This is a genomic window from Streptococcus sp. 4886 (assembly GCF_013276485.1).
Taxonomy (GTDB): domain Bacteria; phylum Bacillota; class Bacilli; order Lactobacillales; family Streptococcaceae; genus Streptococcus.
Window position 1 is genome coordinate 116,516 of sequence record NZ_VMLD01000009.1, and the last position, 24,570, is coordinate 141,085.

Annotated in this window: 31 protein-coding genes; 25 read left to right on the top strand and 6 right to left on the bottom strand. The window is 37.6% G+C overall.

Annotation, left to right across the window (positions count from 1 at the left end; all coding sequences use genetic code 11):
- The first annotated feature begins 2 nt into the window (after positions 1–2).
- The 20 genes from rplE to HT679_RS05035 all read left to right on the top strand — a co-directional run bounded on the left by rplE (position 3) and on the right by HT679_RS05035 (position 13,088).
- Positions 3–545 carry a 50S ribosomal protein L5 gene (gene rplE, locus HT679_RS04940; protein ID WP_000013542.1) on the top strand — a complete coding sequence of 181 codons (543 nt, stop codon included), beginning with the start codon at positions 3–5 and terminating at the stop codon, positions 543–545.
- A 17-nt stretch (positions 546–562) separates the two neighbouring features.
- A complete protein-coding gene (locus tag HT679_RS04945) occupies positions 563–748 on the top strand; it encodes a type Z 30S ribosomal protein S14 (RefSeq protein WP_001085697.1) in 186 nt (61 codons plus the stop codon).
- Between the two features lie 284 nt (positions 749–1,032).
- Complete coding sequence (rpsH, locus tag HT679_RS04950) at positions 1,033–1,431, top strand: 30S ribosomal protein S8 (RefSeq protein WP_000245504.1); 399 nt, start codon at positions 1,033–1,035, stop codon at positions 1,429–1,431.
- Positions 1,432–1,656: 225 nt separating this feature from the next.
- Positions 1,657–2,193 carry a 50S ribosomal protein L6 gene (gene rplF / locus HT679_RS04955; RefSeq protein WP_000086635.1) on the top strand — a complete coding sequence of 179 codons (537 nt, stop codon included), beginning with the start codon at positions 1,657–1,659 and terminating at the stop codon, positions 2,191–2,193.
- A gap of 83 nt (positions 2,194–2,276) precedes the next feature.
- Positions 2,277–2,633 carry a 50S ribosomal protein L18 gene (gene rplR, locus HT679_RS04960; protein ID WP_000624044.1) on the top strand — a complete coding sequence of 119 codons (357 nt, stop codon included), beginning with the start codon at positions 2,277–2,279 and terminating at the stop codon, positions 2,631–2,633.
- A 17-nt stretch (positions 2,634–2,650) separates the two neighbouring features.
- A complete protein-coding gene (gene rpsE / locus HT679_RS04965) occupies positions 2,651–3,145 on the top strand; it encodes a 30S ribosomal protein S5 (protein WP_000874202.1) in 495 nt (164 codons plus the stop codon).
- Between the two features lie 13 nt (positions 3,146–3,158).
- Positions 3,159–3,341 carry a 50S ribosomal protein L30 gene (gene rpmD, locus HT679_RS04970; RefSeq protein ID WP_000057241.1) on the top strand — a complete coding sequence of 61 codons (183 nt, stop codon included), beginning with the start codon at positions 3,159–3,161 and terminating at the stop codon, positions 3,339–3,341.
- Positions 3,342–3,485: 144 nt separating this feature from the next.
- Positions 3,486–3,926 carry a 50S ribosomal protein L15 gene (gene rplO, locus HT679_RS04975; RefSeq protein ID WP_050390701.1) on the top strand — a complete coding sequence of 147 codons (441 nt, stop codon included), beginning with the start codon at positions 3,486–3,488 and terminating at the stop codon, positions 3,924–3,926.
- A gap of 12 nt (positions 3,927–3,938) precedes the next feature.
- The gene (gene secY, locus HT679_RS04980) at positions 3,939–5,249 is read left to right on the top strand and encodes a preprotein translocase subunit SecY (RefSeq protein WP_049511466.1); all 1,311 of its coding nucleotides are present in this window, start codon (positions 3,939–3,941) and stop codon (positions 5,247–5,249) included.
- Positions 5,250–5,512: 263 nt separating this feature from the next.
- Positions 5,513–6,151: an adenylate kinase gene (locus HT679_RS04985; RefSeq protein WP_023932501.1), complete on the top strand. Its 639-nt coding sequence runs from the start codon at positions 5,513–5,515 to the stop codon at positions 6,149–6,151.
- A 116-nt stretch (positions 6,152–6,267) separates the two neighbouring features.
- Positions 6,268–6,486 (top strand): translation initiation factor IF-1, encoded by a 219-nt coding sequence (gene infA, locus HT679_RS04990; protein WP_001029883.1) that lies wholly within the window; start codon positions 6,268–6,270, stop codon positions 6,484–6,486.
- Between the two features lie 24 nt (positions 6,487–6,510).
- The gene (rpmJ, locus tag HT679_RS04995) at positions 6,511–6,627 is read left to right on the top strand and encodes a 50S ribosomal protein L36 (protein WP_001808836.1); all 117 of its coding nucleotides are present in this window, start codon (positions 6,511–6,513) and stop codon (positions 6,625–6,627) included.
- 17 nt (positions 6,628–6,644) lie between these two features.
- Positions 6,645–7,010: a 30S ribosomal protein S13 gene (gene rpsM, locus HT679_RS05000; protein WP_000090781.1), complete on the top strand. Its 366-nt coding sequence runs from the start codon at positions 6,645–6,647 to the stop codon at positions 7,008–7,010.
- A 17-nt stretch (positions 7,011–7,027) separates the two neighbouring features.
- Positions 7,028–7,411: a 30S ribosomal protein S11 gene (gene rpsK, locus HT679_RS05005; protein ID WP_001118385.1), complete on the top strand. Its 384-nt coding sequence runs from the start codon at positions 7,028–7,030 to the stop codon at positions 7,409–7,411.
- Between the two features lie 42 nt (positions 7,412–7,453).
- The gene (locus HT679_RS05010; protein ID WP_000568988.1) at positions 7,454–8,389 is read left to right on the top strand and encodes a DNA-directed RNA polymerase subunit alpha; all 936 of its coding nucleotides are present in this window, start codon (positions 7,454–7,456) and stop codon (positions 8,387–8,389) included.
- An 11-nt stretch (positions 8,390–8,400) separates the two neighbouring features.
- Positions 8,401–8,787, top strand: a complete 387-nt coding sequence (rplQ, locus tag HT679_RS05015) for a 50S ribosomal protein L17 (RefSeq protein WP_000331493.1) — start codon at positions 8,401–8,403, stop codon at positions 8,785–8,787.
- Between the two features lie 263 nt (positions 8,788–9,050).
- The gene (locus HT679_RS05020) at positions 9,051–9,317 is read left to right on the top strand and encodes an ACT domain-containing protein (protein ID WP_125454366.1); all 267 of its coding nucleotides are present in this window, start codon (positions 9,051–9,053) and stop codon (positions 9,315–9,317) included.
- 9 nt (positions 9,318–9,326) lie between these two features.
- Complete coding sequence (locus HT679_RS05025; RefSeq protein WP_173213304.1) at positions 9,327–10,664, top strand: PFL family protein; 1,338 nt, start codon at positions 9,327–9,329, stop codon at positions 10,662–10,664.
- A gap of 17 nt (positions 10,665–10,681) precedes the next feature.
- A complete protein-coding gene (locus HT679_RS05030) occupies positions 10,682–12,163 on the top strand; it encodes an N-acetylmuramoyl-L-alanine amidase family protein (RefSeq protein ID WP_173213306.1) in 1,482 nt (493 codons plus the stop codon).
- A gap of 232 nt (positions 12,164–12,395) precedes the next feature.
- Positions 12,396–13,088, top strand: coding sequence for a histidine phosphatase family protein (locus tag HT679_RS05035; protein WP_173213308.1), 693 nt, complete (start codon positions 12,396–12,398; stop codon positions 13,086–13,088).
- Between the two features lie 102 nt (positions 13,089–13,190).
- Here HT679_RS05035 and HT679_RS05040 read toward each other — a convergent pair whose 3' ends face one another.
- From HT679_RS05040 to HT679_RS05065, 6 genes are all read right to left on the bottom strand, one after another.
- Positions 13,191–14,849, bottom strand: a complete 1,659-nt coding sequence (locus HT679_RS05040; protein WP_173213310.1) for an iron ABC transporter permease — start codon at positions 14,847–14,849, stop codon at positions 13,191–13,193.
- Positions 14,839–15,930, bottom strand: coding sequence for an ABC transporter ATP-binding protein (locus HT679_RS05045; protein ID WP_023946788.1), 1,092 nt, complete (start codon positions 15,928–15,930; stop codon positions 14,839–14,841). Before HT679_RS05045 ends, HT679_RS05040 begins: the two co-directional genes overlap by 11 nt.
- Positions 15,931–15,942: 12 nt before the next feature.
- Positions 15,943–16,989: an ABC transporter substrate-binding protein gene (locus HT679_RS05050; RefSeq protein WP_173213312.1), complete on the bottom strand. Its 1,047-nt coding sequence runs from the start codon at positions 16,987–16,989 to the stop codon at positions 15,943–15,945.
- Positions 16,990–17,100: 111 nt separating this feature from the next.
- On the bottom strand, positions 17,101–17,874 hold the full coding sequence (locus HT679_RS05055) for a response regulator (RefSeq protein WP_173213314.1): 774 nt from the start codon (positions 17,872–17,874) through the stop codon (positions 17,101–17,103).
- Positions 17,867–19,516: a histidine kinase gene (locus tag HT679_RS05060; RefSeq protein WP_173213316.1), complete on the bottom strand. Its 1,650-nt coding sequence runs from the start codon at positions 19,514–19,516 to the stop codon at positions 17,867–17,869. The genes HT679_RS05055 and HT679_RS05060 overlap by 8 nt, the downstream gene beginning before the upstream one ends.
- A gap of 173 nt (positions 19,517–19,689) precedes the next feature.
- The gene (locus HT679_RS05065) at positions 19,690–20,466 is read right to left on the bottom strand and encodes a glycyl-radical enzyme activating protein (RefSeq protein ID WP_000406173.1); all 777 of its coding nucleotides are present in this window, start codon (positions 20,464–20,466) and stop codon (positions 19,690–19,692) included.
- A 121-nt stretch (positions 20,467–20,587) separates the two neighbouring features.
- Here HT679_RS05065 and HT679_RS05070 point away from each other — a divergent pair, with 121 nt between their 5' ends.
- The 5 genes from HT679_RS05070 to HT679_RS05090 all read left to right on the top strand — a co-directional run bounded on the left by HT679_RS05070 (position 20,588) and on the right by HT679_RS05090 (position 24,518).
- The gene (locus tag HT679_RS05070) at positions 20,588–21,334 is read left to right on the top strand and encodes a DeoR/GlpR family DNA-binding transcription regulator (protein ID WP_000824973.1); all 747 of its coding nucleotides are present in this window, start codon (positions 20,588–20,590) and stop codon (positions 21,332–21,334) included.
- A 12-nt stretch (positions 21,335–21,346) separates the two neighbouring features.
- Positions 21,347–22,321 carry a sugar-binding transcriptional regulator gene (locus HT679_RS05075; RefSeq protein WP_173213318.1) on the top strand — a complete coding sequence of 325 codons (975 nt, stop codon included), beginning with the start codon at positions 21,347–21,349 and terminating at the stop codon, positions 22,319–22,321.
- 216 nt (positions 22,322–22,537) lie between these two features.
- Entirely contained in the window at positions 22,538–22,858 is a 321-nt protein-coding gene (locus HT679_RS05080; RefSeq protein WP_173213320.1) for a PTS lactose/cellobiose transporter subunit IIA, read from the top strand.
- Positions 22,859–22,903: 45 nt separating this feature from the next.
- Positions 22,904–23,212 (top strand): PTS sugar transporter subunit IIB, encoded by a 309-nt coding sequence (locus HT679_RS05085; RefSeq protein WP_173213322.1) that lies wholly within the window; start codon positions 22,904–22,906, stop codon positions 23,210–23,212.
- A 16-nt stretch (positions 23,213–23,228) separates the two neighbouring features.
- A complete protein-coding gene (locus HT679_RS05090) occupies positions 23,229–24,518 on the top strand; it encodes a PTS sugar transporter subunit IIC (protein ID WP_153210277.1) in 1,290 nt (429 codons plus the stop codon).
- Positions 24,519–24,570: the final 52 nt, after the last annotated feature.

Consider the following 24,570-nt stretch of genomic DNA (forward strand, 5'->3'; position numbering starts at 1 on the left):
TAATGGCAAATCGTTTAAAAGAAAAATATCTTAATGAAGTAGTTCCTGCTTTGACAGAACAATTCAACTACTCATCAGTGATGGCTGTGCCTAAAGTAGATAAGATCGTTTTGAACATGGGTGTTGGTGAAGCTGTATCAAACGCTAAAAGCCTTGAAAAAGCTGCTGAAGAATTGGCACTTATCTCAGGTCAAAAACCACTTATCACTAAAGCTAAAAAATCAATCGCCGGCTTCCGTCTTCGTGAAGGTGTTGCGATCGGTGCAAAAGTTACCCTTCGTGGTGAACGTATGTACGAATTCTTGGATAAATTGGTTTCAGTTTCACTTCCACGTGTACGTGACTTCCACGGTGTTCCAACAAAATCATTTGATGGACGCGGAAACTACACACTTGGTGTGAAAGAACAATTGATCTTCCCAGAAATCAACTTCGATGACGTTGACAAAACTCGTGGTCTTGACATCGTTATCGTAACAACTGCTAACACTGACGAAGAGTCACGTGCATTGCTTACAGGCCTTGGAATGCCTTTTGCAAAATAATATAGGAGGTAAATCTAATGGCTAAAAAATCAATGATTGCTAAGAACAAACGTCCAGCGAAGTTCTCTACTCAAGCTTATACTCGTTGTGAAAAATGTGGTCGTCCACATTCAGTTTACCGCAAATTTAAACTTTGCCGTGTTTGCTTCCGTGAATTAGCTTACAAAGGACAAATTCCTGGTGTAACAAAAGCATCTTGGTAATTTAAGATCTCAAGGGCGTCAAAACTCCAAGTGAAAATAGGAAACTTGACGAAGAAACTGAAGTTTCTAGGAAAGTTTATCTTTTTCACACAGAGTTTAGCCCGGGTTCAGTTGGACTTGCCAATTTGAACACGCGCTACAGCTTTGGCAAAAAAGATCAATTTTCTTTGGAGCATCGCTCCTGCATCAAATTGCCTATTTTTGCTCTTGCTGTTACGCTCTTTGTATCATGTATTAACTAGCAAGTGCAACTTGCAAACTACTAGTAAGAGGAGAAAAACAAAATGGTTATGACTGACCCAATCGCAGACTTCCTAACTCGTATTCGTAACGCTAACCAAGCGAAACACGAAGTACTTGAAGTACCTGCATCAAACATCAAAAAAGGGATTGCTGAAATCCTTAAACGCGAAGGTTTTGTAAAAAACGTTGAAATCATCGAAGATGACAAACAAGGCATCATCCGTGTATTCCTTAAATACGGACCAAACGGTGAAAAAGTTATCACTAACTTGAAACGTGTTTCTAAACCAGGACTTCGTGTCTACAAAAAACGTGAAGACCTTCCAAAAGTTCTTAACGGACTTGGAATTGCTATCCTTTCAACTTCTGAAGGTTTGCTTACTGATAAAGAAGCACGCCAAAAGAATGTTGGTGGAGAAGTTATCGCTTACGTTTGGTAATTGATGATGTGAGAGCGTTAAAAGAATGCAGTGAAAATAGGAAGTTTGTAGCAGGAGCGATGCTCCAAGACAAACTTATCTTTTTCACCAAATTCTTAGCTCGAACTCAAATCAAGATACAAAGCTCGTTAGAGTGTGTTCAGTTCAGCTCTTGAGCTAAATAAGTATCTGAACCCCGTGAAAACTGGCCATTCTGGCCTGACAATTTAACAGGAGAAAATAAACATGTCACGTATTGGTAATAAAGTTATCGTGTTGCCTGCTGGTGTTGAACTCACTAACAATGACAACCTTGTAACTGTAAAAGGACCTAAAGGAGAACTTACTCGTGAGTTCTCAAAAGATATTGAAATCCGTGTGGAAGGCACTGAAGTAACTCTTCACCGTCCAAACGATTCAAAAGAAATGAAAACTATCCACGGAACTACTCGTGCCCTTTTGAACAACATGGTTGTTGGTGTATCAGAAGGATTCAAGAAAGAACTTGAAATGCGCGGGGTTGGTTACCGTGCACAACTTCAAGGATCTAAACTTGTTTTGGCTGTTGGTAAATCTCATCCAGACGAAGTTGAAGCTCCAGAAGGAATTACTTTTGAACTTCCAAACCCAACAACAATCGTTGTTAGCGGAATTTCAAAAGAAGTAGTTGGGCAAACAGCTGCTTACGTACGTAGCCTTCGTTCACCAGAACCATATAAAGGTAAAGGTATCCGTTACGTTGGTGAATTCGTTCGCCGTAAAGAAGGTAAAACAGGTAAATAATGTTGAGTGGTTGATTCTCAACCACCAACCTATTTTCCAACTTTGTGCATAGCACACGATTTAAAACTAAAGAGGTGAAAACTGTGATTTCAAAACCAGATAAAAACAAACTCCGCCAAAAACGCCACCGTCGCGTTCGCGGAAAACTCTCTGGAACTGCTGATCGCCCACGTTTGAACGTATTCCGTTCTAATACAGGCATCTACGCTCAAGTGATTGATGACGTAGCGGGTGTAACGCTCGCAAGTGCTTCAACTCTTGACAAAGAAGTTTCAAAAGGAACTAAAACTGAACAAGCCGTTGCTGTCGGTAAACTCGTTGCAGAACGTGCAAACGCTAAAGGTATTTCAGAAGTGGTGTTCGACCGCGGTGGATATCTATATCACGGACGTGTGAAAGCTTTGGCTGATGCAGCTCGTGAAAACGGATTGAAATTCTAATAGGAGGACACTAGAAAATGGCATTTAAAGACAATGCAGTTGAATTAGAAGAACGCGTAGTTGCTGTCAACCGTGTTACAAAAGTTGTTAAAGGTGGACGTCGTCTTCGTTTCGCAGCTCTTGTTGTTGTTGGTGACCACAACGGTCGCGTAGGATTTGGTACTGGTAAAGCTCAAGAAGTTCCAGAAGCAATCCGTAAAGCAGTAGATGATGCTAAGAAAAACTTGATCGAAGTTCCTATGGTTGGAACAACAATCCCACACGAAGTTCTTTCAGAATTCGGTGGAGCTAAAGTATTGTTGAAACCTGCTGTAGAAGGTTCTGGGGTTGCCGCTGGTGGTGCAGTTCGTGCCGTTGTGGAATTGGCAGGTGTGGCAGATATTACATCTAAATCACTTGGTTCTAATACTCCAATCAACATTGTTCGTGCAACTGTTGAAGGTTTGAAACAATTGAAACGCGCTGAAGAAGTTGCTGCCCTTCGTGGTATTTCAGTTTCTGATTTGGCATAAGAAAGGGGATAAAATGGCTCAAATTAAAATTACTTTGACTAAGTCTCCAATCGGACGCATTCCATCACAACGTAAAACTGTTGTAGCACTTGGACTTGGCAAATTGAACAGCTCTGTTATTAAAGAAGATAACGCTGCTATCCGTGGTATGATCACAGCAGTATCTCACTTGGTAACAGTTGAAGAAGTAAACTAATGAATTTTTAGGGGATGTGCACTATACCATCCCCTAAAACTAGATATAGTCATCTATGATGACGTCGTATAGGCGAGTTGATGGGGGAGACAACCTTTTCTCCCTTATCGGCGCTAGCATTTTACAAAAGAGGAGAAAATAAAAATGAAACTTCATGAATTGAAACCTGCAGAAGGTTCTCGTAAAGTACGTAACCGCGTTGGTCGTGGTACTTCATCAGGTAACGGTAAAACATCTGGTCGTGGTCAAAAAGGTCAAAAAGCTCGTAGCGGTGGCGGAGTTCGCCTTGGTTTTGAAGGTGGACAAACTCCATTGTTCCGTCGTCTTCCAAAACGTGGATTCACTAACATCAACGCTAAAGAATACGCAATTGTGAACCTTGACCAATTGAATGTCTTTGACGATGGTGCTGAAGTTACTCCAGTTGTTCTTATCGAAACAGGAATTGTTAAAGCTGAAAAATCAGGCATTAAAATTCTTGGTAACGGTGAGTTGACTAAGAAATTGACTGTGAAAGCAGCTAAATTCTCTAAATCAGCTGAAGAAGCTATCACTGCTAAAGGTGGTTCAGTAGAAGTCATCTAAGAGAGGTGACCTATGTTTTTTAAATTATTAAGAGAAGCTCTTAAAGTCAAGCAAGTTCGATCAAAAATTTTATTTACAATTTTTATCGTTTTGGTCTTTCGTATCGGGACTAGCATTACAGTTCCTGGTGTGAATGCCAATAGCTTGAATGCTTTAAGTGGATTATCCTTCTTAAACATGTTGAGCTTGGTGTCGGGGAATGCCCTAAAAAACTTTTCGATTTTTGCCCTAGGAGTTAGTCCCTATATCACTGCTTCTATCGTTGTCCAACTCTTGCAAATGGATATTTTACCCAAGTTTGTAGAGTGGGGAAAACAAGGGGAAGTAGGCCGAAGAAAATTGAATCAAGCTACTCGTTATATTGCTCTAGTTCTCGCTTTTGTGCAATCTATCGGGATTACAGCTGGTTTTAATACCTTGGCTGGAGCTCAATTGATTAAAACTGCTTTAACTCCACAAGTTTTTCTGACGATTGGTATCATCTTAACAGCTGGTAGTATGATTGTCACTTGGTTGGGTGAGCAAATTACAGATAAGGGATACGGAAATGGTGTTTCTATGATTATCTTTGCCGGGATTGTTGCCTCAATTCCAGAGATGATTCAGGGCATCTATGTGGACTACTTTGTGAACGTCCCAAGTAGCCGTATCACTTCATCTATCATTTTCGTAATCATTTTGATTATTACTGTATTGTTGATCATTTACTTTACAACTTATGTTCAACAAGCAGAATACAAAATTCCAATCCAATATACTAAGGTTGCACAAGGTGCTCCATCCAGCTCTTACCTTCCATTGAAGGTAAACCCTGCTGGAGTTATCCCTGTTATCTTTGCAAGTTCCATTACTGCAGCGCCTGCGGCGATTCTTCAGTTTTTGAGCGCTACAGGTCATGATTGGGCTTGGGTAAGGGTAGCACAAGAGATGTTGGCAACCACTTCTCCAACTGGTATTGCCATGTATGCTTTGTTAATTATTCTCTTTACATTCTTCTATACGTTTGTACAGATTAATCCTGAAAAAGCGGCAGAGAACCTACAAAAGAGCGGTGCCTATATCCACGGAGTTCGTCCTGGTAAAGGTACAGAAGAATATATGTCTAAACTTCTTCGTCGTCTTGCAACGGTTGGTTCCCTCTTCCTTGGTGTGATTTCCATTTTGCCGATTGCAGCTAAAGATGTATTTGGTCTTTCTGATGTTGTTGCCTTTGGTGGAACAAGTCTCTTGATCATTATCTCTACTGGTATCGAAGGAATCAAGCAATTGGAAGGTTACCTATTGAAACGTAAGTATGTTGGTTTCATGGATAGAACAGAATAAAAGTATTTACTGATGCTCTTCGAAAATCTCTTCAAACCACGTCAGCTTTATCTGCAACCTCAAAGCAGTGCTTTGAGCAACCTGCGGCTAGCTTCCTAGTTTGCTCTTTGATTTTCATTGAGTATGAATCAGTAAATGCTGAGGGAGTGGAGGTTTAACTCTAACATTAGTGAGAGTTTGGTCTCCCCTCTTCTATTTTGTTTTTAAATAGGGGTGAAAAGATTTTTTGCTTCTATTTAAAAATAAAATAAGGAGATCAGATCATGAATCTTTTGATTATGGGCTTACCTGGTGCAGGTAAGGGAACTCAAGCAGCAAAAATCGTAGAACAATTCCATGTTGCACATATCTCAACAGGTGATATGTTCCGCGCTGCAATAGCAAATCAAACTGAAATGGGTGTTCTTGCTAAGTCATACATTGACAAGGGTGAATTGGTTCCTGACGAAGTTACAAATGGGATCGTAAAAGAACGTCTTTCACAAGATGATATTAAAGAAACAGGATTCTTATTGGATGGTTACCCACGTACAATCGAACAAGCTCATGCCTTGGACAAAACATTGGCTGAACTTGGCATTGAACTAGAAGGTGTCATCAACATTGAAGTGAATCCTGACAGCCTCTTGGAACGTTTGAGTGGCCGTATCATCCACCGCGTAACTGGAGAAACTTTCCACAAGGTCTTTAATCCACCAGTTGACTATAAAGAAGAAGATTACTACCAACGTGAAGATGATAAGCCTGAGACAGTAAAACGTCGTTTGGATGTGAATATTGCTCAAGGAGAACCAATCATTGCTCACTACCGTGCCAAAGGTTTGGTTCATGACATCGAAGGTAATCAAGATATCAATGATGTCTTCTCAGATATCGAAAAAGTATTGACAAATTTGAAATAAAGCGTTTTTCACACTTGCAAAAATCCGCTACAAATGTTATACTGAGATAGTCTGACTTATAATTGTTGTCTCTGTGTCTAGAGGCATCGAATCGAAATTTATGGAGGTGCTTTTGCGTGGCAAAAGACGATGTGATTGAAGTTGAAGGCAAAGTAGTTGATACAATGCCGAATGCAATGTTTACGGTTGAACTTGAAAATGGACATCAGATTTTAGCAACAGTTTCTGGTAAAATTCGTAAAAACTATATTCGTATTTTAGCGGGAGATCGTGTTACTGTCGAAATGAGTCCATATGACTTGACACGTGGACGTATCACTTACCGCTTTAAATAATCGAAAAACTTGGAGGGATAAGAAATGAAAGTAAGACCATCGGTCAAACCAATTTGCGAATACTGTAAAGTTATTCGTCGTAATGGTCGTGTTATGGTAATTTGCCCAGCAAATCCAAAACACAAACAACGTCAAGGATAAGATAGAAAGGAGAAAACATGGCTCGTATTGCTGGAGTTGACATTCCAAATGACAAACGCGTAGTAATCTCATTGACTTATGTTTATGGTATCGGACTTGCAACATCTAAGAAAATTTTGGCTGCTGCTGGAATCTCAGAAGATGTTCGTGTACGTGATCTCACATCAGATCAAGAAGATGCTATCCGTCGTGAAGTGGATGCAATCAAAGTTGAAGGTGACCTTCGTCGTGAAGTAAACTTGAACATCAAACGTTTGATGGAAATCGGTTCATACCGTGGTATCCGTCACCGTCGTGGACTTCCTGTCCGTGGACAAAACACTAAAAACAACGCTCGCACTCGTAAAGGTAAAGCTGTTGCGATTGCTGGTAAGAAAAAATAATATAGGAGGTAAAAGTCTTGGCTAAACCAACACGTAAACGTCGTGTGAAAAAGAATATCGAATCTGGTATTGCTCATATTCACGCTACATTTAATAACACTATTGTTATGATTACTGATGTGCATGGTAATGCAATTGCTTGGTCATCAGCTGGTGCTCTTGGTTTCAAAGGTTCTCGTAAATCTACACCATTCGCTGCTCAAATGGCTTCTGAAGCTGCTGCTAAATCTGCACAAGAACACGGTCTTAAATCAGTTGAAGTTACTGTAAAAGGTCCAGGTTCTGGTCGTGAGTCAGCTATTCGTGCGCTTGCTGCCGCTGGTCTTGAAGTAACAGCAATTCGTGATGTGACTCCAGTGCCACACAATGGTGCTCGTCCTCCAAAACGTCGCCGTGTATAATCATCGCATTACACTGCTTTTCGTTTAAGAGGGAGTAACTAAATGATCGAGTTTGAAAAACCAAATATAACAAAAATTGATGAAAATAAAGATTATGGCAAGTTTGTAATTGAACCACTTGAACGTGGCTACGGTACAACTCTTGGTAACTCTCTTCGTCGTGTACTTCTAGCTTCTCTACCAGGAGCAGCTGTGACATCTATCAACATTGATGGTGTGTTACATGAGTTTGACACAGTTCCAGGTGTTCGTGAAGACGTGATGCAAATCATTCTGAACATTAAAGGAATTGCAGTGAAATCGTACGTTGAAGACGAAAAAATCATCGAACTGGATGTTGAAGGTCCTGCTGAAGTAACAGCTGGTGACATTTTGACAGATAGCGATATTGAAATTGTAAATCCAGATCATTATCTCTTTACAATCGGTGAAGGTTCTTCTCTAAAAGCGACTATGACTGTTAACAGTGGTCGTGGATATGTACCTGCTGATGAAAATAAAAAAGATAATGCACCAGTTGGAACACTTGCTGTAGATTCTATTTATACACCAGTTACAAAAGTCAACTATCAAGTGGAACCTGCTCGTGTAGGTAGCAATGATGGATTTGACAAATTAACCCTTGAAATCTTGACAAATGGAACAATTATTCCAGAAGATGCTTTAGGGCTTTCAGCACGTATTTTGACAGAACATCTTGATTTGTTTACAAATCTTACTGAGATTGCTAAGTCAACTGAAGTGATGAAAGAAGCTGATACTGAATCTGACGACCGTATCTTGGATCGTACGATTGAGGAACTGGACTTGTCTGTGCGTTCATACAACTGTTTGAAACGTGCCGGTATCAATACTGTGCATGATTTGACAGAAAAATCTGAAGCAGAGATGATGAAAGTACGAAATCTTGGACGCAAGAGTTTGGAAGAAGTGAAACTCAAACTCATTGATTTGGGTCTTGGATTAAAAGATAAATAAAGGAGGAATACATGGCTTACCGTAAACTAGGACGCACTAGCTCACAACGTAAAGCAATGCTTCGCGATTTGACAACTGACCTTTTGATCAACGAATCAATCGTGACAACTGAAGCTCGTGCTAAAGAAATCCGTAAAACTGTTGAAAAAATGATTACTCTAGGTAAACGTGGTGATTTGCATGCACGTCGTCAAGCAGCTGCTTTCGTACGTAATGAAATCGCATCTGAAAACTATGATGAAGCAACTGATAAGTACACTTCTACTACAGCACTTCAAAAATTGTTCTCAGAAATCGCACCTCGTTATGCTGAACGTAACGGTGGATACACTCGTATCCTTAAAACTGAACCACGTCGTGGTGATGCAGCGCCAATGGCGATCATCGAATTAGTATAAATCATCAATTTTGTTGAGTGTTATGATGATGGAGTCTTGTGCTCTTAGTCTAGCTCTGGTCTACCGCTAGGATTTCGGTCCTAGCGGGAACACTCATCATAAGTTGGGATAGTAGACGCTTGTTTACGAAATTGTTTTTTTCTTAAGAACAACTTCGTAAGCAGGCGTTTTTGAGTATTTTCGTTAGAATTATGCTATACTATTTGAAAAGAATCCTGTTTAATGTTCAGGTTTCCTATTAAAAGAAGAATTGGAGTTTGCTTATGAAAGCGATTATAACTGTTGTTGGTAAAGATAAATCTGGAATTGTTGCAGGTGTTTCTGGTAAAATTGCAGAATTAGGTTTGAACATTGATGATATTTCTCAAACTGTCTTGGATGAATATTTCACGATGATGGCTGTCGTTTCTAGCGATGAAAAGCAGGATTTTACCCATCTTCGTAATGAATTTGAAACTTTTGGTCAAACTTTGAATGTGAAAATCAATATTCAGAGTGCAGCAATTTTCGAAGCTATGTATAATATCTAGGAGGTGCACATGGATATTAGACAAGTTACTGAAACCATCGCCATGATTGAGGAGCAAAACTTCGATATTAGAACCATTACCATGGGGATTTCCCTTTTGGACTGTATTGATCCAAATATCAATCGTGCTGCGGAGAAAATTTATCAAAAGATTACGGCCAAGGCAGCTAATTTAGTGGCTGTTGGCGATGAAATTGCGTCTGAGTTGGGAATTCCTATCGTTAATAAGCGCGTATCAGTGACTCCTATTTCTCTGATAGGGGCAGCGACAGATGCGACGGACTACGTGGTTCTGGCAAAAGCGCTTGATAAGGCTGCGAAAGAGATTGGAGTGGACTTTATTGGTGGTTTCTCTGCCTTGGTACAAAAAGGTTATCAAAAGGGAGATGAGATTCTCATCAATTCTATTCCTCGTGCTTTGGCTGAAACGGACAAGGTATGCTCGTCAGTCAATATCGGCTCAACCAAGTCTGGTATCAATATGACGGCTGTCGCAGATATGGGACGTGTTATCAAGGAAACGGCAACTCTATCTGATATGGGGGCAGCTAAGTTGGTTGTATTCGCTAATGCTGTTGAGGACAATCCATTTATGGCGGGTGCCTTCCATGGTGTTGGGGAGGCAGATGTTATCATCAATGTCGGAGTTTCTGGTCCTGGTGTGGTGAAACGTGCCCTGGAAAAAGTTCGTGGAGAGAGCTTTGACGTAGTAGCAGAAACGGTCAAGAAGACTGCCTTTAAAATCACTCGTATCGGTCAATTGGTTGGTCAAATGGCCAGTGAGAGACTGGGTGTGGAGTTTGGTATTGTGGACTTGAGTTTGGCGCCAACTCCTGCGGTTGGAGATTCTGTAGCACGTGTCCTTGAAGAAATGGGGCTAGAAACAGTTGGTACGCATGGAACGACGGCTGCCTTGGCTCTCTTGAATGACCAAGTTAAAAAGGGTGGAGTGATGGCCTGCAACCAAGTCGGTGGTTTGTCTGGTGCCTTTATTCCTGTTTCCGAGGATGAAGGAATGATTGCTGCAGTGCAAAATGGCTCTCTTAATTTGGAAAAACTAGAAGCTATGACGGCTATCTGTTCTGTTGGTTTGGATATGATTGCCATTCCGGAGGATACACCTGCTGAAACCATTGCGGCTATGATTGCAGATGAAGCTGCAATTGGTGTTATTAACATGAAGACAACGGCTGTTCGTATCATTCCAAAAGGAAAAGAAGGCGATATGATTGAGTTTGGTGGCCTATTAGGAACTGCACCTGTTATGAAAGTCAATGGGGCTTCGTCTGTTGATTTCATCTCTCGTGGAGGACAAATTCCAGCACCAATTCATAGTTTTAAAAATTAAGAAAATAGGAGAAATTGATGAAAAAAGAAATGAAACGTGCTTTAGTAGCTTTAGGACTGTCGACTTTACTAGTCCCAACTTTTGCCAATCAAGTAGTTTATGCGCAGGAAGAAAGCCATGAAACTGCTACTCAGGTAACTTTAGAACTTTTTAAAAATGAAGTAGAGAAAATTAAGAAATCTTATAAAGAATTTTTAAGTAAGAATAAAGAAAAATTATCAAATGAAGCGGATCAAGTAGACAGGAGTATCCTTTCTTTTTCTCAGGATGATATAAAAACAATTAAGAATAATGCTATAGAAAGATTTAATAAAGAACATCAATCTTTTTTAGAAGAGATAGAAAGAGTGGAGAAAGAAGCATTAGAGACTTCAAAGGATTTCCAAGGTGCTTTAAATAGATTGTATAATTCTATGAGTTACCGTATTAACAGAAATTTTGATTCTAGTTATAGAATAAAAACAGAAGCTTTAAATCTAGTAATATTAAAGAAAAAGGAAAATCTGATTCCAAAAATAAATAACAATCAAGATTATACGGCTAAAGAAAAATCAAATGTGTTAAAAAACCTTGAGTCTACAAGTGAATTTAAAAACTTTGAATCTGATAATTATTATGATAAGAGAAGTGTAAATGAATATTTAAAGAGTCTTATTCCGATTGTGTCAGATGAGTTTCATATCTATATATCACTTCCGACAGAGAGATATTTTAAAGAAATTAAAGCAGTTGCTTTTATGGAGAAAACAGCTATTAGTAGTGATGATTCTCTTTCTAAATCTGAGAAGATCGCTTTATTGAATAATGTTGAGGACATATTAGAAGAGGGACTAGCAAAAATTGGGACACACTCTGTTGGTTATATTCCTGACAATGGAACCGATATTGTTAATATGCTCTCCCCTGAAGAGTTATCTGTATTTACTAAGCGTATCGAAGATGTTTACCAAGGAAAAGCTAAGCCTAAGGTGACAAAAGAAGAGGCTATTCAAGCAGTTTCCACTGTTACATCAGCCACAGTTTCATCTTCATCTCAGTCTATCGTTACCTCTAATGGAGAGGCTAAGAAAAATCATCAAGCAAGTAAGTGGTTTAAAGAGTCTGGCAAATGGTATTATAATGACCTTTCGGGTAACCTTGTAAGAAACCGCTGGGTAGGCCGTTATTATCTAAAAGCAGATGCTTCAATGGCTGCTAGTGAATGGATTTATGATGAAGATTATAAGAGCTGGTTTTATGTAGATTCAACTGGTAGTTATGTGGAGAAAGCTTGGCAGGGCGAATACTACCTAAAACGTGGCGGTTACATGGCTAAGAGTGAGTGGGTATTTGATTCTCAGTATGATAGTTGGTATTATCTGAACCAAGATGGTAAGTACGCTCGTAACCAATGGATTAAGGATGGAGATAAGTGGTATTACTTGTTAGCTGATGGGAAATTGGCAAAAAATATGACCATTAATGGCTATAAAGTAAATGAAAAAGGTGAGTGGGTATAATTTTTTAAGTTCTATTTAAGGTTATCTGTGTATACTATAATCATTAAATAAAGACCTCCTAATATTATTTGAAACAGATAACACTGATTTAGTTTGAATTTGATTTTCATCTAATATCTTTATTTAATAGAACTCCTAAACTTTTTCATAATAATCTCCTGCAAAAGTCACCTGTCTGGGTGGCTTTTGTTTTATCATCCATGATATAATAGAAACAAATGGAGGACGGAAAATGGTAAAAGTACGATTGTATTTGGTACGTCATGGCAAGACTATGTTTAACACGATTGGTCGAGCGCAAGGTTGGAGCGATACTCCCTTAACGGCTGAAGGTGAGAGAGGGATTCAAGAGTTAGGAATCGGTTTGCGAGAATCTGGTCTACAGTTTGAGCGCGCTTATTCCAGTGATTCTGGTCGCACCATTCAGACTATGGGAATTATTCTTGAAGAACTTGGTTTGCAGGAAAAAATCCCTTATCGAATGGACAAGCGGATCAGAGAATGGTGTTTTGGTAGCTTTGACGGAGCTTATGATGGTGATCTTTTCATGGGCATTATTCCTCGTATCTTTAATGTGGACCACGTTCACCAATTGTCTTATGCTGAACTGGCTGAGGGTTTGGTAGAGGTCGATACAGCTGGTTGGGCTGAAGGCTGGGAAAAACTCAGTGGCCGAATCAAGGAAGGTTTTGAAGCAATTGCCAAAGAAATGGAAGAACAAGGCGGGGGCAATGCCCTCGTTGTCAGCCACGGAATGACTATTGGAACCATTGTTTATCTGATCAATGGTATGCATCCACATGGTCTTGATAATGGTAGCGTGACGATCCTTGAATATGAGGACGGCCAGTTTAGCGTTGAGGTTGTTGGCGATTGTAGTTACCGAGAACTAGGACGTGAGAAGATGGAAGAAGTCTCTATTTAATCAGTTTAGACTTACTTGCCATGAGCTAGGGATTTGATAAGAATATCAAGATAAGAAAAAACAGCCGAGGGTAATCCTTTCGGCTGTTTTTGATGGGGGAAACTAAAGTGTAATGCTGTTGCTTTTAGAGATTTTCATGAACAAGAGCAAGGAACCTACTGTTAGAACAGTCAGGATAGTTGACAAGGCTGCGGCTACACCGTAATTTCCTCTGAGAACTTCTGTATAAATGGCTACAGTCATTGTTCTTGTTTTGACATTGTAGAGGAGGATAGAAGTAGAGAGTTCTGAAATCATTGTGACCCAAGATAGGATGGCTCCAGAAATAATACCAGATAGCATCATTGGAGTTGTAATCTTGGCAAAGGTATTGAGACGACTACTTCCTAAGCTCTCAGCGGCTTCTTCAATACTTGGGGCTATTTGTTGTAAGCTAGCAACAGATGAGCGAATAGTATAAGGCAATCTTCTGACAGATAGGGACATGATCAAGATGAAAGCTGTCCCTGTAATCATAAGAAATCCACTTCCAAATAGACCGGTATTGAAGGAAGAAATGAAGGCAATCCCTAGAACGGTTCCTGGTACAATATAAGGTACCATACTGAGGCTGTCAATTAAGTTTGTAAACAAATTCCGTTTTCTAACGGCTAGGTAGGAGATAAATGTTGCGAATAGGACAACTAGGACTAAGGCAATCAAAGGGATACGAATGGTATTGAAAATAGCAGAGCCCATACGATTGAAAGCTACCTTGTAACTGTTTAGAGAATAACCTTTGACAAATACCATACCTGATGTTTTTAGGAAAGAGGTATAAATTAAGTAGATTTGAGGTAAAACAGAGATAAAGATAATTCCGTAGACTGTTGCATAAATAGCAGCCATTTTTCCTTTTGTAGTTTTTTTAGGCTCAATTGGATGGAGCGAATTCATGCTGAAACTGTAGCGGTTTGCAATGTGTTTTTGGATAAGGAAAATTGCCAAGGCAATGATAATCGCCATAATTGCTAAAGCAGATGCAAAAGCAGAATTTCCTCCAACCTCGCTAATGAATTGGGTATAAATCAGGACAGGGAAAGTCCGATATCCTTCACCAATTAACATAGGTGTTCCAAAGTCTGAGAATGCTCTCATAAATACAAGTAAGGCAGCTGCTAGTAAGGTTGGAACTAGGAGAGGTAAAATAACTGTTACGATACGCTTAAATCCGAAGGAACCCATGCTTTCAGCGGCTTCAAGTAGAGAATTGTCAATACTTTTCATTGTCCCAGCAACGTATAGAAATACCAGTGGGAATAGTTGCAGTGTAAAGACAAGTACAATTCCTTTGAATCCATAAATATCGATAGCTGGAAGATGAAGGGTATTTGTCAGGAATTTAGTGATGACCCCATTTCGTCCCAGCAAGAGAATCCAGGAGTAGGCTCCCACGAAAGGAGCTGACATGGAAGCAATGATAATCAATATTTGTAGAAATTTCTTCCCCTTGAAGTCATACATAGAGAAGAGATAAGCTAATAGGGTTCCTACAACTAAGGAAGTGACAGTAGCGGTAATGGAAACCTTGAAACTGTTGACAAGTGTCTCAGAGTAGTAGGCTTTACCAAAGAAAGTGACAAAATTAGCTAGTGAGAATTGCCCTTCATGTATAAGTGCTTGCTTGAGCACGGTAACGATAGGATAAACGAGAAAGACAAGATAGGTAAGAAAGATGAAGAAAGAGGAGGCTGTCCAAATATTTAGTTTTTTACGTTCCATGGTTGACTCCTTTTATCAGGTTTTGGGAACCATCTGCAGAAAAGACGTTTAATTTTTGCGTATTGATTCGTAGACGAATACGATCGCCTTTTTGTAGATCTTCTTCAAAAGTTGATTCTTCACTAACTTGAATTTTTGAGGCAAAACCTGTCTCAATGAAATACTCCGTATTTAGTCCAAGATAGACGCTATCGCTAATAGTTCCTTCAATATCTCCAGATTCATCTTTGATAAACTCTTCAGGACGGATGCTTACATGAATGGCTTGTTCCTCAGCCTGATCAAGGGCGGGCATTCGAAGGGCGTAGCCATCTGAAAAGACGATATAAGCGCCGTCGCTCCGTTTTTCAAGAGTGGCAGGGATAATATTTGTGCGTCCGATAAAGGTAGCCACAAACTCATTAGCTGGTTTATGATAGAGTTCTTTTGGTCGGCCGATTTGTTGGATGACTCCGTCTTTCATAACAGCAATTTGGTCTGAAATAGCCATAGCTTCTTCTTGGTCGTGGGTTACATAAACAGTTGTAATTCCCACTTCGTGTTGGATTTCTCGAATAGCTTGACGCATATCCAAGCGAAGTTTGGCATCTAGGTTACTGAGCGGCTCGTCCATGAGGAGAACACTTGGATTAACAGCTAAGGCACGTGCCAAGGCGACACGTTGTTGTTGTCCACCACTGAGTTTATCGGGCTTCCGATCCGCATATTGAGCAATTTGCATGAGTTCAAGATACTTGTTGGTCTGTTGGATCAATTCTTCTTTTGGAACTTTCTTTTGCTTGAGACCAAAAGCAACATTATCTCGAACAGTCAAATGTGGGAAAATAGCGTAGTTTTGGAAAACCATCCCGATATTGCGTTTGCTGGGTTCCATATTATTGATTTTTGTATCATCGAAGTAAAATTCTCCGCCTTCGATACTGTTGAAACCTGCAATCATACGAAGAAGAGTCGTTTTCCCACACCCTGAAGGTCCAAGAAGGGTAAAGAGACTTCCTTTTGGAATTGTAATGTTCAAATTCTCAATAACAGGGACATCGTGGTAGATTTTTTTGGCGTTAATAATTTTGATCTCACTCATAGTGAACCTCTTTTACTGTTTAGATTGGATATCTGTAAAGATTTCGTTGTATTTCTTAACGATATCTGATTTATTCTTGATGACATAATCATAATCTTCAGTGAGTGTTTTGATTTTGTCAATTGGTTTCATATTTTCGCTTGTTTTGGCATTTTTACGAACAGGACGGTTAGTAGTGGTTGTACCAAGTGTATCTTGTACTTCTTGAGAGATAATGAAATCGATAAATTTCTTGGCATTTTCCATGTTTTTCGCTTTTTTAACGATAGCAGCACTAGCAGGTAGGAAGACGGTTCCTTCTTTTGGATAGACTACCTTAATGTTAGCTCCGTCATTTAAGAGTTTAACTGCTGGATCTTCATAAGAGAGACCAACAGCCATTTCTCCGTCAGCGACTGCTTTATAGACACCAGATGAGCTTGAACCGATTTTACCATCAATAAGCGTGAAGAGATCTTTTACATAAGACCAGGCTTTATCGTCTTTGTAACCACCTTGAGCTTGTAGCATATTTGTTAATTGAGCAAAGGCGCTAGAAGAGTTTGCTGGGTCAGCAGTTGCAATTTTTCCTTTGAGTTCAGGTTTGAGAAGGTCGCTATATCCTTCGATATTCATGCCTTTCGTTAAATCAGGATTGACGATTAAAACACTACCATCTAGTGTATAAGGTGTAGAGTAGCCAGTTGTGTTTTGATATTCTTTGATAACATTATCATTTTCTTTTGAAGTATAGTTTTCAAAGAGTTCTCCGTGGGTAGCATATTGTGTATAAGAACCACCAAAGATGACATCAGCTACAGGAGCTTCTTTTTCTGACTCTAGTTTTTTGAAAAGTTCTCCAGTACCAGCTTGAATCAGTTCTACTTTGATACCATATTTTTCTTCAAAGGCAGGAATAGTTGCTCCAATTAAGCCCTCTGAGTTTGGTGAATAAACGACTAGCGAACCGCCGTCTCCTTTATCAGATGAACCGCCATCGGCAGATTCATTAGAAGAACAAGCAGCAAGACCAAAAAGAGCTAGTCCGCAAGCAGCATAATACATCCATTTCTTTTTCATGATGGATACCTCCGTTGTGTTATTTAAGTTTATTTTAAAACAATGTAAGCGTTTTTAAAACCGACAATTCTATTCTATTAGAGTAAAATTCTCTACAAAAAGAAGAATAGCTTATTTTACTATTCTTCCGAGTGATTTCAATTCCTTTGGGGAAATATGGAGATACTTTTTAAATACTTTGGCAAAATATTTATAGTCTGAAAATCCAACTTGATCAGAGATGTCGCTTAGAGGGGAGTTGGGAGATTCAGCCATCTTATCTATAGCTTGTTTCAGACGATATTGTAAGATATATTCATTTAGAGTCATGGGGAAGTCTTCTTTGATAACTTTATATAGATAGCTTTCGCTATAGTTTAAAGCTTCAGCAATAGTCGCAATCGTAAAATGCTCTGCATAATGCTTGTGGACAAAGGAAATAATTTGTTGAATGATTTGGTTTTGTGTATCAACCTGTTGGATAGAGGTGAGTAAAGTTTGATATTCTTCTAAAAAAGGAGTTTCTTGATAGGTGCTACCTTGTAATCGCAAAACAATTTTTTGAAGACATTCTGTCAACTCCTTGGTATCAATTGGTTTGGATAAGAAATCAACTGCCCCATATTGCATGGCTTTTTTGGCATTTTGAAAATCGTTATAACCTGATAAGATAACTTTTTCATAAGAAAGAGTACGAGTAGCTTCGAACATCATAAAAGCATCCATAATTGGCATTGTGATGTCTGTTAAGACAATATGAGGTTCTTTTTCTTGGATGAGTTTCATTCCCTCTTGACCGTGACTGGCAGTTCCTACGACTTGGATACCTAAGGCAGAGTAGTCTACGGCAATTTCTAACCATTTTCGGATGAGGTGTTCATCCTCTACGATAATGAGCTTAAACATGAGTTAGTCCTTTCGTTATAAATTTGACCCAAGTTTCTCCTTGGCGATTGACTCCTAAATCTAGCTGGACATCAGAAAAGAAATTGCTCAATCGTTTATAGCTGTTAACGATGCCATGCTGGGTATGAGGGCTTTCTAAAGAGTCTAAAATAGCGAGTCGCTCTTGTTTTGTGAGTCCTCCAGCATTATCCTTGACTAAAAAAGTTAGAGAATCTGCTTTCAAGGTAATTTGGATATCTATATGAAGATCAATACGGTATTGCATCCCATATTTTATAGCATTTTCTACTAGAGGAAGCAAGAAAAGTTTAGGAATAGGCTGATTATCGACAGTTTCTGGGCAGACAATATCATAGGAAAAGTGCTCGAAACGAATCTTATGAATAATAAGGTAATCCTCTATAATCTTTAAATCCTGACAAATGGTTGTTTCTTTTTCTAAATCGGTGATACTGTAGCGAAGAATGCGCGTGAGGTTTTGAATCAGGTCTTGTGTGAGAGCGGCATCCATTAAAGAAGTGATTTTAATCGTCTCAAGTGTATTGTAGAGAAAATGAGGATTGAACTGAGCTTCCAGCATTTTTCTTTCAAAAATCCACTTTTCTTTTTCTATGGTCAACATTTTTTGATGAAGTTGATCTAATTCGTACAACATATTGTTGATTTTTTCTGCCATAAACTCAAACTCATCACCTGTTTGTAGAGAAAGCCTTTTTTCTGCTTGTTTAGGAATTTCTTGAAGTTGGTAAACCAAACTTTCAATAGGAACAGCGTTGTGTGTGGCAATTTTATGAGCAATTCGTCTTGCTTGCCAGAAGTAGAGGAAGAATATACATAAGGTGAGGACGGAGGCTAGGCCGAGTAAGCTAGGAATGGGAAAAAAGGATTGAAAAGTATAGATTGAAAAAATAGCACCGACTTTTTCTTTTTGAACAATAAGCGGTTCATTCGCATACCAGTGGGTGCGAGAGTGTAGGAGTTTTTCATCAAATTTTTCAAGAGTGGAGCGAGTAAACTGATTTGTATTGTTGGAAAACATATTTCCAAAGCTATCGGTAATGATGTATTTGGAATTGATCATTGGGAAACTTGAGATGAAATCATTCTCATTTACGAAAGCAATAGTATAGGCCTTAACTCGTTGGTTTTGAAGTAGTGGTTTGATAAAGAGTGTGTAATGTTGCTTATCTGAAGAGAGTGCAATTTTTTCTGTCACTTTTTCTTGAGAAGGATTTTGAATGAGTAGTTTTAGATAGTAGGGAGATAAAATACTTTCTTGATGATTGCGATTGGTACTAAATAGTAATTCACCTGTATCGCTTAGGATAATGAGGTCAGAACTAAGTTTTAATTTAGCTTTTGTCTCGTAAAATAAGCTAAAGACTTCTCGCTCTGTGTGTTTGCCATCCAAAAATCCAAGAATCATTTTATGGTTCATGGTAGTCAGGAGCTCATTATTGGCTTCTTTCATCTCTTGAACCTGCTTGACAATCTGTCTCGTGTCTTTGGAGAGTTGTTGCTTTTGTAAAAAATAGGAAAAACCAAAAAGTAAAATGAGTAGTAAAAGTGAGGTCACAAAGGCTGCGATAGAGCTTCTATGGAGAATTTCTTTTTGGAGAGATTTTTTAAAGGAATGAGACATCCGCTACCTCCTTGGAAGGGTTTTCTGTTATAAGTATAGCAGTTTAAAAATTCTAGAGCAAGGTAAAATAGAAAAGGTTTGGCTAAAATTTTTGGCTAAACCTTTTGAGAAGTTAAGTATGTATTATAGATGCTTGTTATCTGCAAATAGCTAGAGCATTTCAAGGAAATGAACTAGAAATAACAATTAATATGATGGTTCAGAAATACCTTTTGATAATCAATAAGATCTTCAGGATGAAGTGCGTTGACTCCATCCATTTCATATTTCCGATTTAATAAACGATATTTGTTTTCACCAAATTGATGAAAAGGGAGTAGTTGAACTTGGTCGATATTTAATGAGTTAAATAGAGTAGCGAATTCTTCTGCATCCTCTAAACTATTGTTAAAATCAGGGATAACTGGGATTCTTAAAACGATAGTTTTATGTTGAGAAAAAGCATAATGAATGTTTTTAATAATCATTTGATTAAAAACTCCAGTCACTTTTTTATGTTTTATAGAATTATAATGTTTTAGGTCTGTGTAGATAAAATCCACATATTGGATTAAATCAACAAATTTTTCATGATCAACAAAGGCAGTAGTTTCAATGGCAGTGTGTATGTGATGTTCTTTAGCTGACTTTAAGATGGCTTTAGCAAATTCAAACTGAGCAAATATTTCACCCCCTGATAAAGTTAAACCTCCACCGGATTCTTCGTAAAATTCTTTATCTTTTAATACCTCTGTAATAATTTCTTCTACAGTTTTTTCTTCACCTACTAAAGTGAATTTTTCTCGTTGAGCATCTTTCATTTTTTCAGGTTTCATTCTTTGAGATTCAGGATTAGAACACCATGGACAGCGCAGAGGACATCCTTTTAAAAAAACAGTTGTACGAATACCCGGACCGTCATGAATTGAAAAGTGTTGAATATTAAAAATAATTCCTTTAGATATTTCCATAAGAGTTCCTCCTCTTTATAATTCTATCCTATCACAAAAACGAAAGAAAAACAATTACGAACGAAAGTTTAATTTGTTGTTTTTTGCTTTTTATTTTGGTAGAATAAAACGGAGGTGTAAAATGAAAAGATTGGAACAAATTATTAAATTAGTATCAGAATATGAAAAGATTGATGTTAATACATTATCGGAAAAATTAAATGTATCGAAAGTAACGATTAGAAAAGATTTAGATAAATTAGAGTCAAAAGGCTTATTACACAGAGAGCATGGATATGCTGTGTTAAATAGTGGAGATGACTTAAATGTACGCTTGTCAATTAATTATGAAATTAAGAGAAAAATTGTTCAAGAAGCAGTAAAATTGGTATCAGATAATGAAACAATAATGATAGAATCTGGTTCAACCTGTGCTTTACTTGCTGAGGAAATTTGCAAGCAAAAAAGAAATGTCACTATTGTAACAAATTCATTTTTTATAGCAAATTTTGTAAGAGGTTATGATTCATGTCGTGTTATTGTTCTTGGTGGAGAGTTTCAGAAAGATTCACAGGTTACCGTAGGACCTTTATTAAAAGAAATGATACAGACTTTTCATGTGCGTCAAGCTTTTGTTGGGACAGATGGCTACGATAAAGAGATGGGCTTTACAGGAAAAGATTTAATGCGCAGTGAGGTAGTTCAATATATTTCAGCAGCGTCGGATAAAGTCATTGTGCTAACTGACTCAAGTAAATTTGATAAAAGGGGTACAGTAAGAAGATTTGCTTTAAGTCAAGTCTATGAAGTAATAACAGACGAAAAACTTTCTAAACAAAATATAGCTACATTAGAAAATGCTGGGATAATGGTTAAGGTAGTTTCGTAAGAGGTTAAGTGTATGAATCAAGATAGGAATAAACTGCTCTCTAAAATTGCTTATCTGTATTATATTGAAAACTTAAATCAGTCACAAATAGCAGCAAAATTAGGAATTTATAGAACCTCTATTAGTAGAATGTTAACAGAAGCAAGGAATGCAGGAATTGTTAAAATTGAAATAGAGAATTTTGATACCAATATGTTTAAGTTGGAAAATTATGTAAAAGAAAAATATGGTCTGGAAAGTTTAGAAATTATTCCAAATGAATTTGATGACAATCCAACAATTTTATCTGAAAGAATTTCTCAAGTTGCAGCAGGTGTCCTTAGGAATTTAATTGATGATAATATGAAAATTGGCTTTTCTTGGGGGAAAAGTTTAAGTAATTTAGTAGATTTAATTCACAGCAAAAGTGTCCGAAATGTTCACTTCTATCCTCTAGCAGGTGGTCCTAGTCATATACACGCTAAATACCATGTGAATACACTGATTTATGAAATGTCTAGAAAATTTCATGGAGAGTGTACATTTATGAATGCAACAATTGTGCAAGAAAATAAATTGTTAGCAGATGGTATTTTGCAATCAAGATATTTTGAAGATTTGAAAAACAGTTGGAAAGATTTAGATATAGTTGTGGTTGGGATTGGTGATTTTAGTAATAAAGGAAAACATCAATGGTTAGACATGCTTACAGAGGATGACTTTAAAGAATTGACAAAAGTTAAAACTGTAGGGGAAATTTGTTGTCGATTCTTTGATTCAAAAGGTAAAGAAGTTTATGAGAACTTACAGGAAAGAACGATAGCAATCTCTTTGGAAGATTTAAAAAATATTCCTCAAAGTTTAGCTGTTGCTTATGGTGATACGAAAGTATCTGCGATTCTTTCTGTCTTGCGTGCTAATCTAGTAAATCATCTGATTACAGATAAAAATACAATTTTAAAAGTTTTAGAAGAAGATGGTGATTTTTCTTTTCGAAATATTTTATGAGAGTGAAAATGATAGACTGATATCAGTTTATCGTTTTTTCTTTTTTCTTTTTTCTTTTTAGTTGATTGCACATTTGTGCTTATATAAATAAAAATTGTTTATTTGTTGTTTTTAGATTGACAAGTTTATTATGTAGTTGTATTCTATAGTTACAAAAGAAAATTTTAAAATTTCAAATGAAAAAAGCTTTTTACATAGTGAAATGAGGAGGAATTTATGGAAATGATTGTTCCAGATCAAATTATCATGGGTTTAATTTTATATGCTGGCGATGCGAAACAACATATTTATAAAGCGTTAGATTATATAAAAAACGGTACATGTGAACGATGTGAAGAAGAAATCCAGTTAGCTGATGCAGCTTTATTAGAAGCCCATAATCTACAAACAAAATTCTTGGCCCAGGAAGCGTCTGGTACAAAGACAGAAATAACAGCTCTCTTTGTTCATTCACAAGATCATCTCATGACTAGTATGACGGAGATTAATTTAATCAAAGAAATTATTAGTTTGAGAAAAGAACTTCAAAAAAAATAATACTAGAGTATTGTCATTGTTATTAACATAGAGGAGGAAAATATAATGGTGAAGATTGGTTTGTTTTGTGCAGCAGGATTTTCTACTGGTATGCTTGTAAATAATATGAAAATTGCAGCGCAATCTAGTGGAGTTGAAGCAGAAATAGAGGCGTTTTCTCAGTCTAAATTAGCTGATTATGCCCCAAATATAGATGTCGCACTATTGGGACCGCAAGTTGCTTATACATTAGATAAGTCAAAAGAAATTTGTGATAAGTGTAATGTTCCGATAGCTGTTATTCCGATGATGGACTATGGTATGTTAGATGGGAAAAAAGTATTAGATTTGGCCCTATCTTTGATTAGTGGGTAAGAAAAGGAGTTTTATTATGGCAAAGATGGATGTTCAGAAAATCATTGCACCAATGATGAAATTTGTGAATATGCGTGGTATTATAGCTCTAAAAGATGGTATGTTAGCAATTTTGCCATTGACAGTAGTTGGTAGTTTATTCTTGATTATGGGACAATTGCCATTTGAAGGATTAAACAAGAGCATTGCTAGTGTATTTGGAGCAAATTGGACAGAGCCGTTTATGCAAGTCTATTCAGGAACTTTTGCGATTATGGGTCTAATTTCTTGTTTTTCAATTGCCTATTCTTATGCTAAGAATAGCGGAGTAGAGGCTTTGCCAGCTGGGGTTCTATCTGTATCTGCATTCTTTATTTTGCTAAGATCATCTTATATCCCTAAACAAGGTGAGGCAATTGGGGATGCTATTAGTAAAGTTTGGTTTGGAGGTCAAGGAATTATCGGTGCTATCATTATAGGTTTGGTAGTAGGAAGTATTTATACCTTCTTTATAAAGAGAAAAATTGTTATTAAGATGCCAGAACAAGTTCCACAAGCTATTGCCAAACAGTTTGAAGCAATGATTCCAGCATTTGTAATTTTCTTACTTTCTATGATTGTATATATTTTAGCGAGCTCATTGACTAATGGCGGAACATTCATAGAAATGATTTATTCTGCTATTCAAGTTCCATTGCAAGGTTTAACTGGATCTTTGTATGGTGCAATTGGAATTGCATTCTTTATATCATTTTTATGGTGGTTTGGTGTCCATGGACAATCGGTAGTAAATGGAGTAGTGACAGCTCTGCTTTTATCTAATCTTGATGCTAATAAAGCTATGTTAGCCTCTGGTAATCTATCATTAGAAAATGGAGCACATATTGTTACCCAACAGTTTTTAGATTCATTTTTAATTCTATCTGGTTCAGGGATTACGTTTGGTCTTGTAGTTGCGATGCTTTTTGCAGCAAAATCGAAACAGTACCAAGCGTTAGGTAAAGTAGCAGCCTTTCCAGCAATATTTAACGTAAATGAGCCAGTTGTATTTGGATTTCCAATTGTTATGAATCCAGTTATGTTTGTACCTTTCATTCTTGTTCCTGTACTTGCAGCTGTGATAGTATATGGAGCTATTGCAACAGGTTTCATGCAGCCATTTTCAGGAGTTACATTACCTTGGAGCACCCCAGCTATTATATCAGGATTTATGGTTGGTGGATGGCAAGGAGTTATTACTCAGCTGGTGATATTAGCGATGTCTACATTAGTTTATTTCCCATTCTTTAAAGTACAGGATCGTTTAGCTTATCAGAATGAAGCATGATAATTCTAAAAAAACATTTGTGTATTGTCATTAAACACACACATTTGTGCTA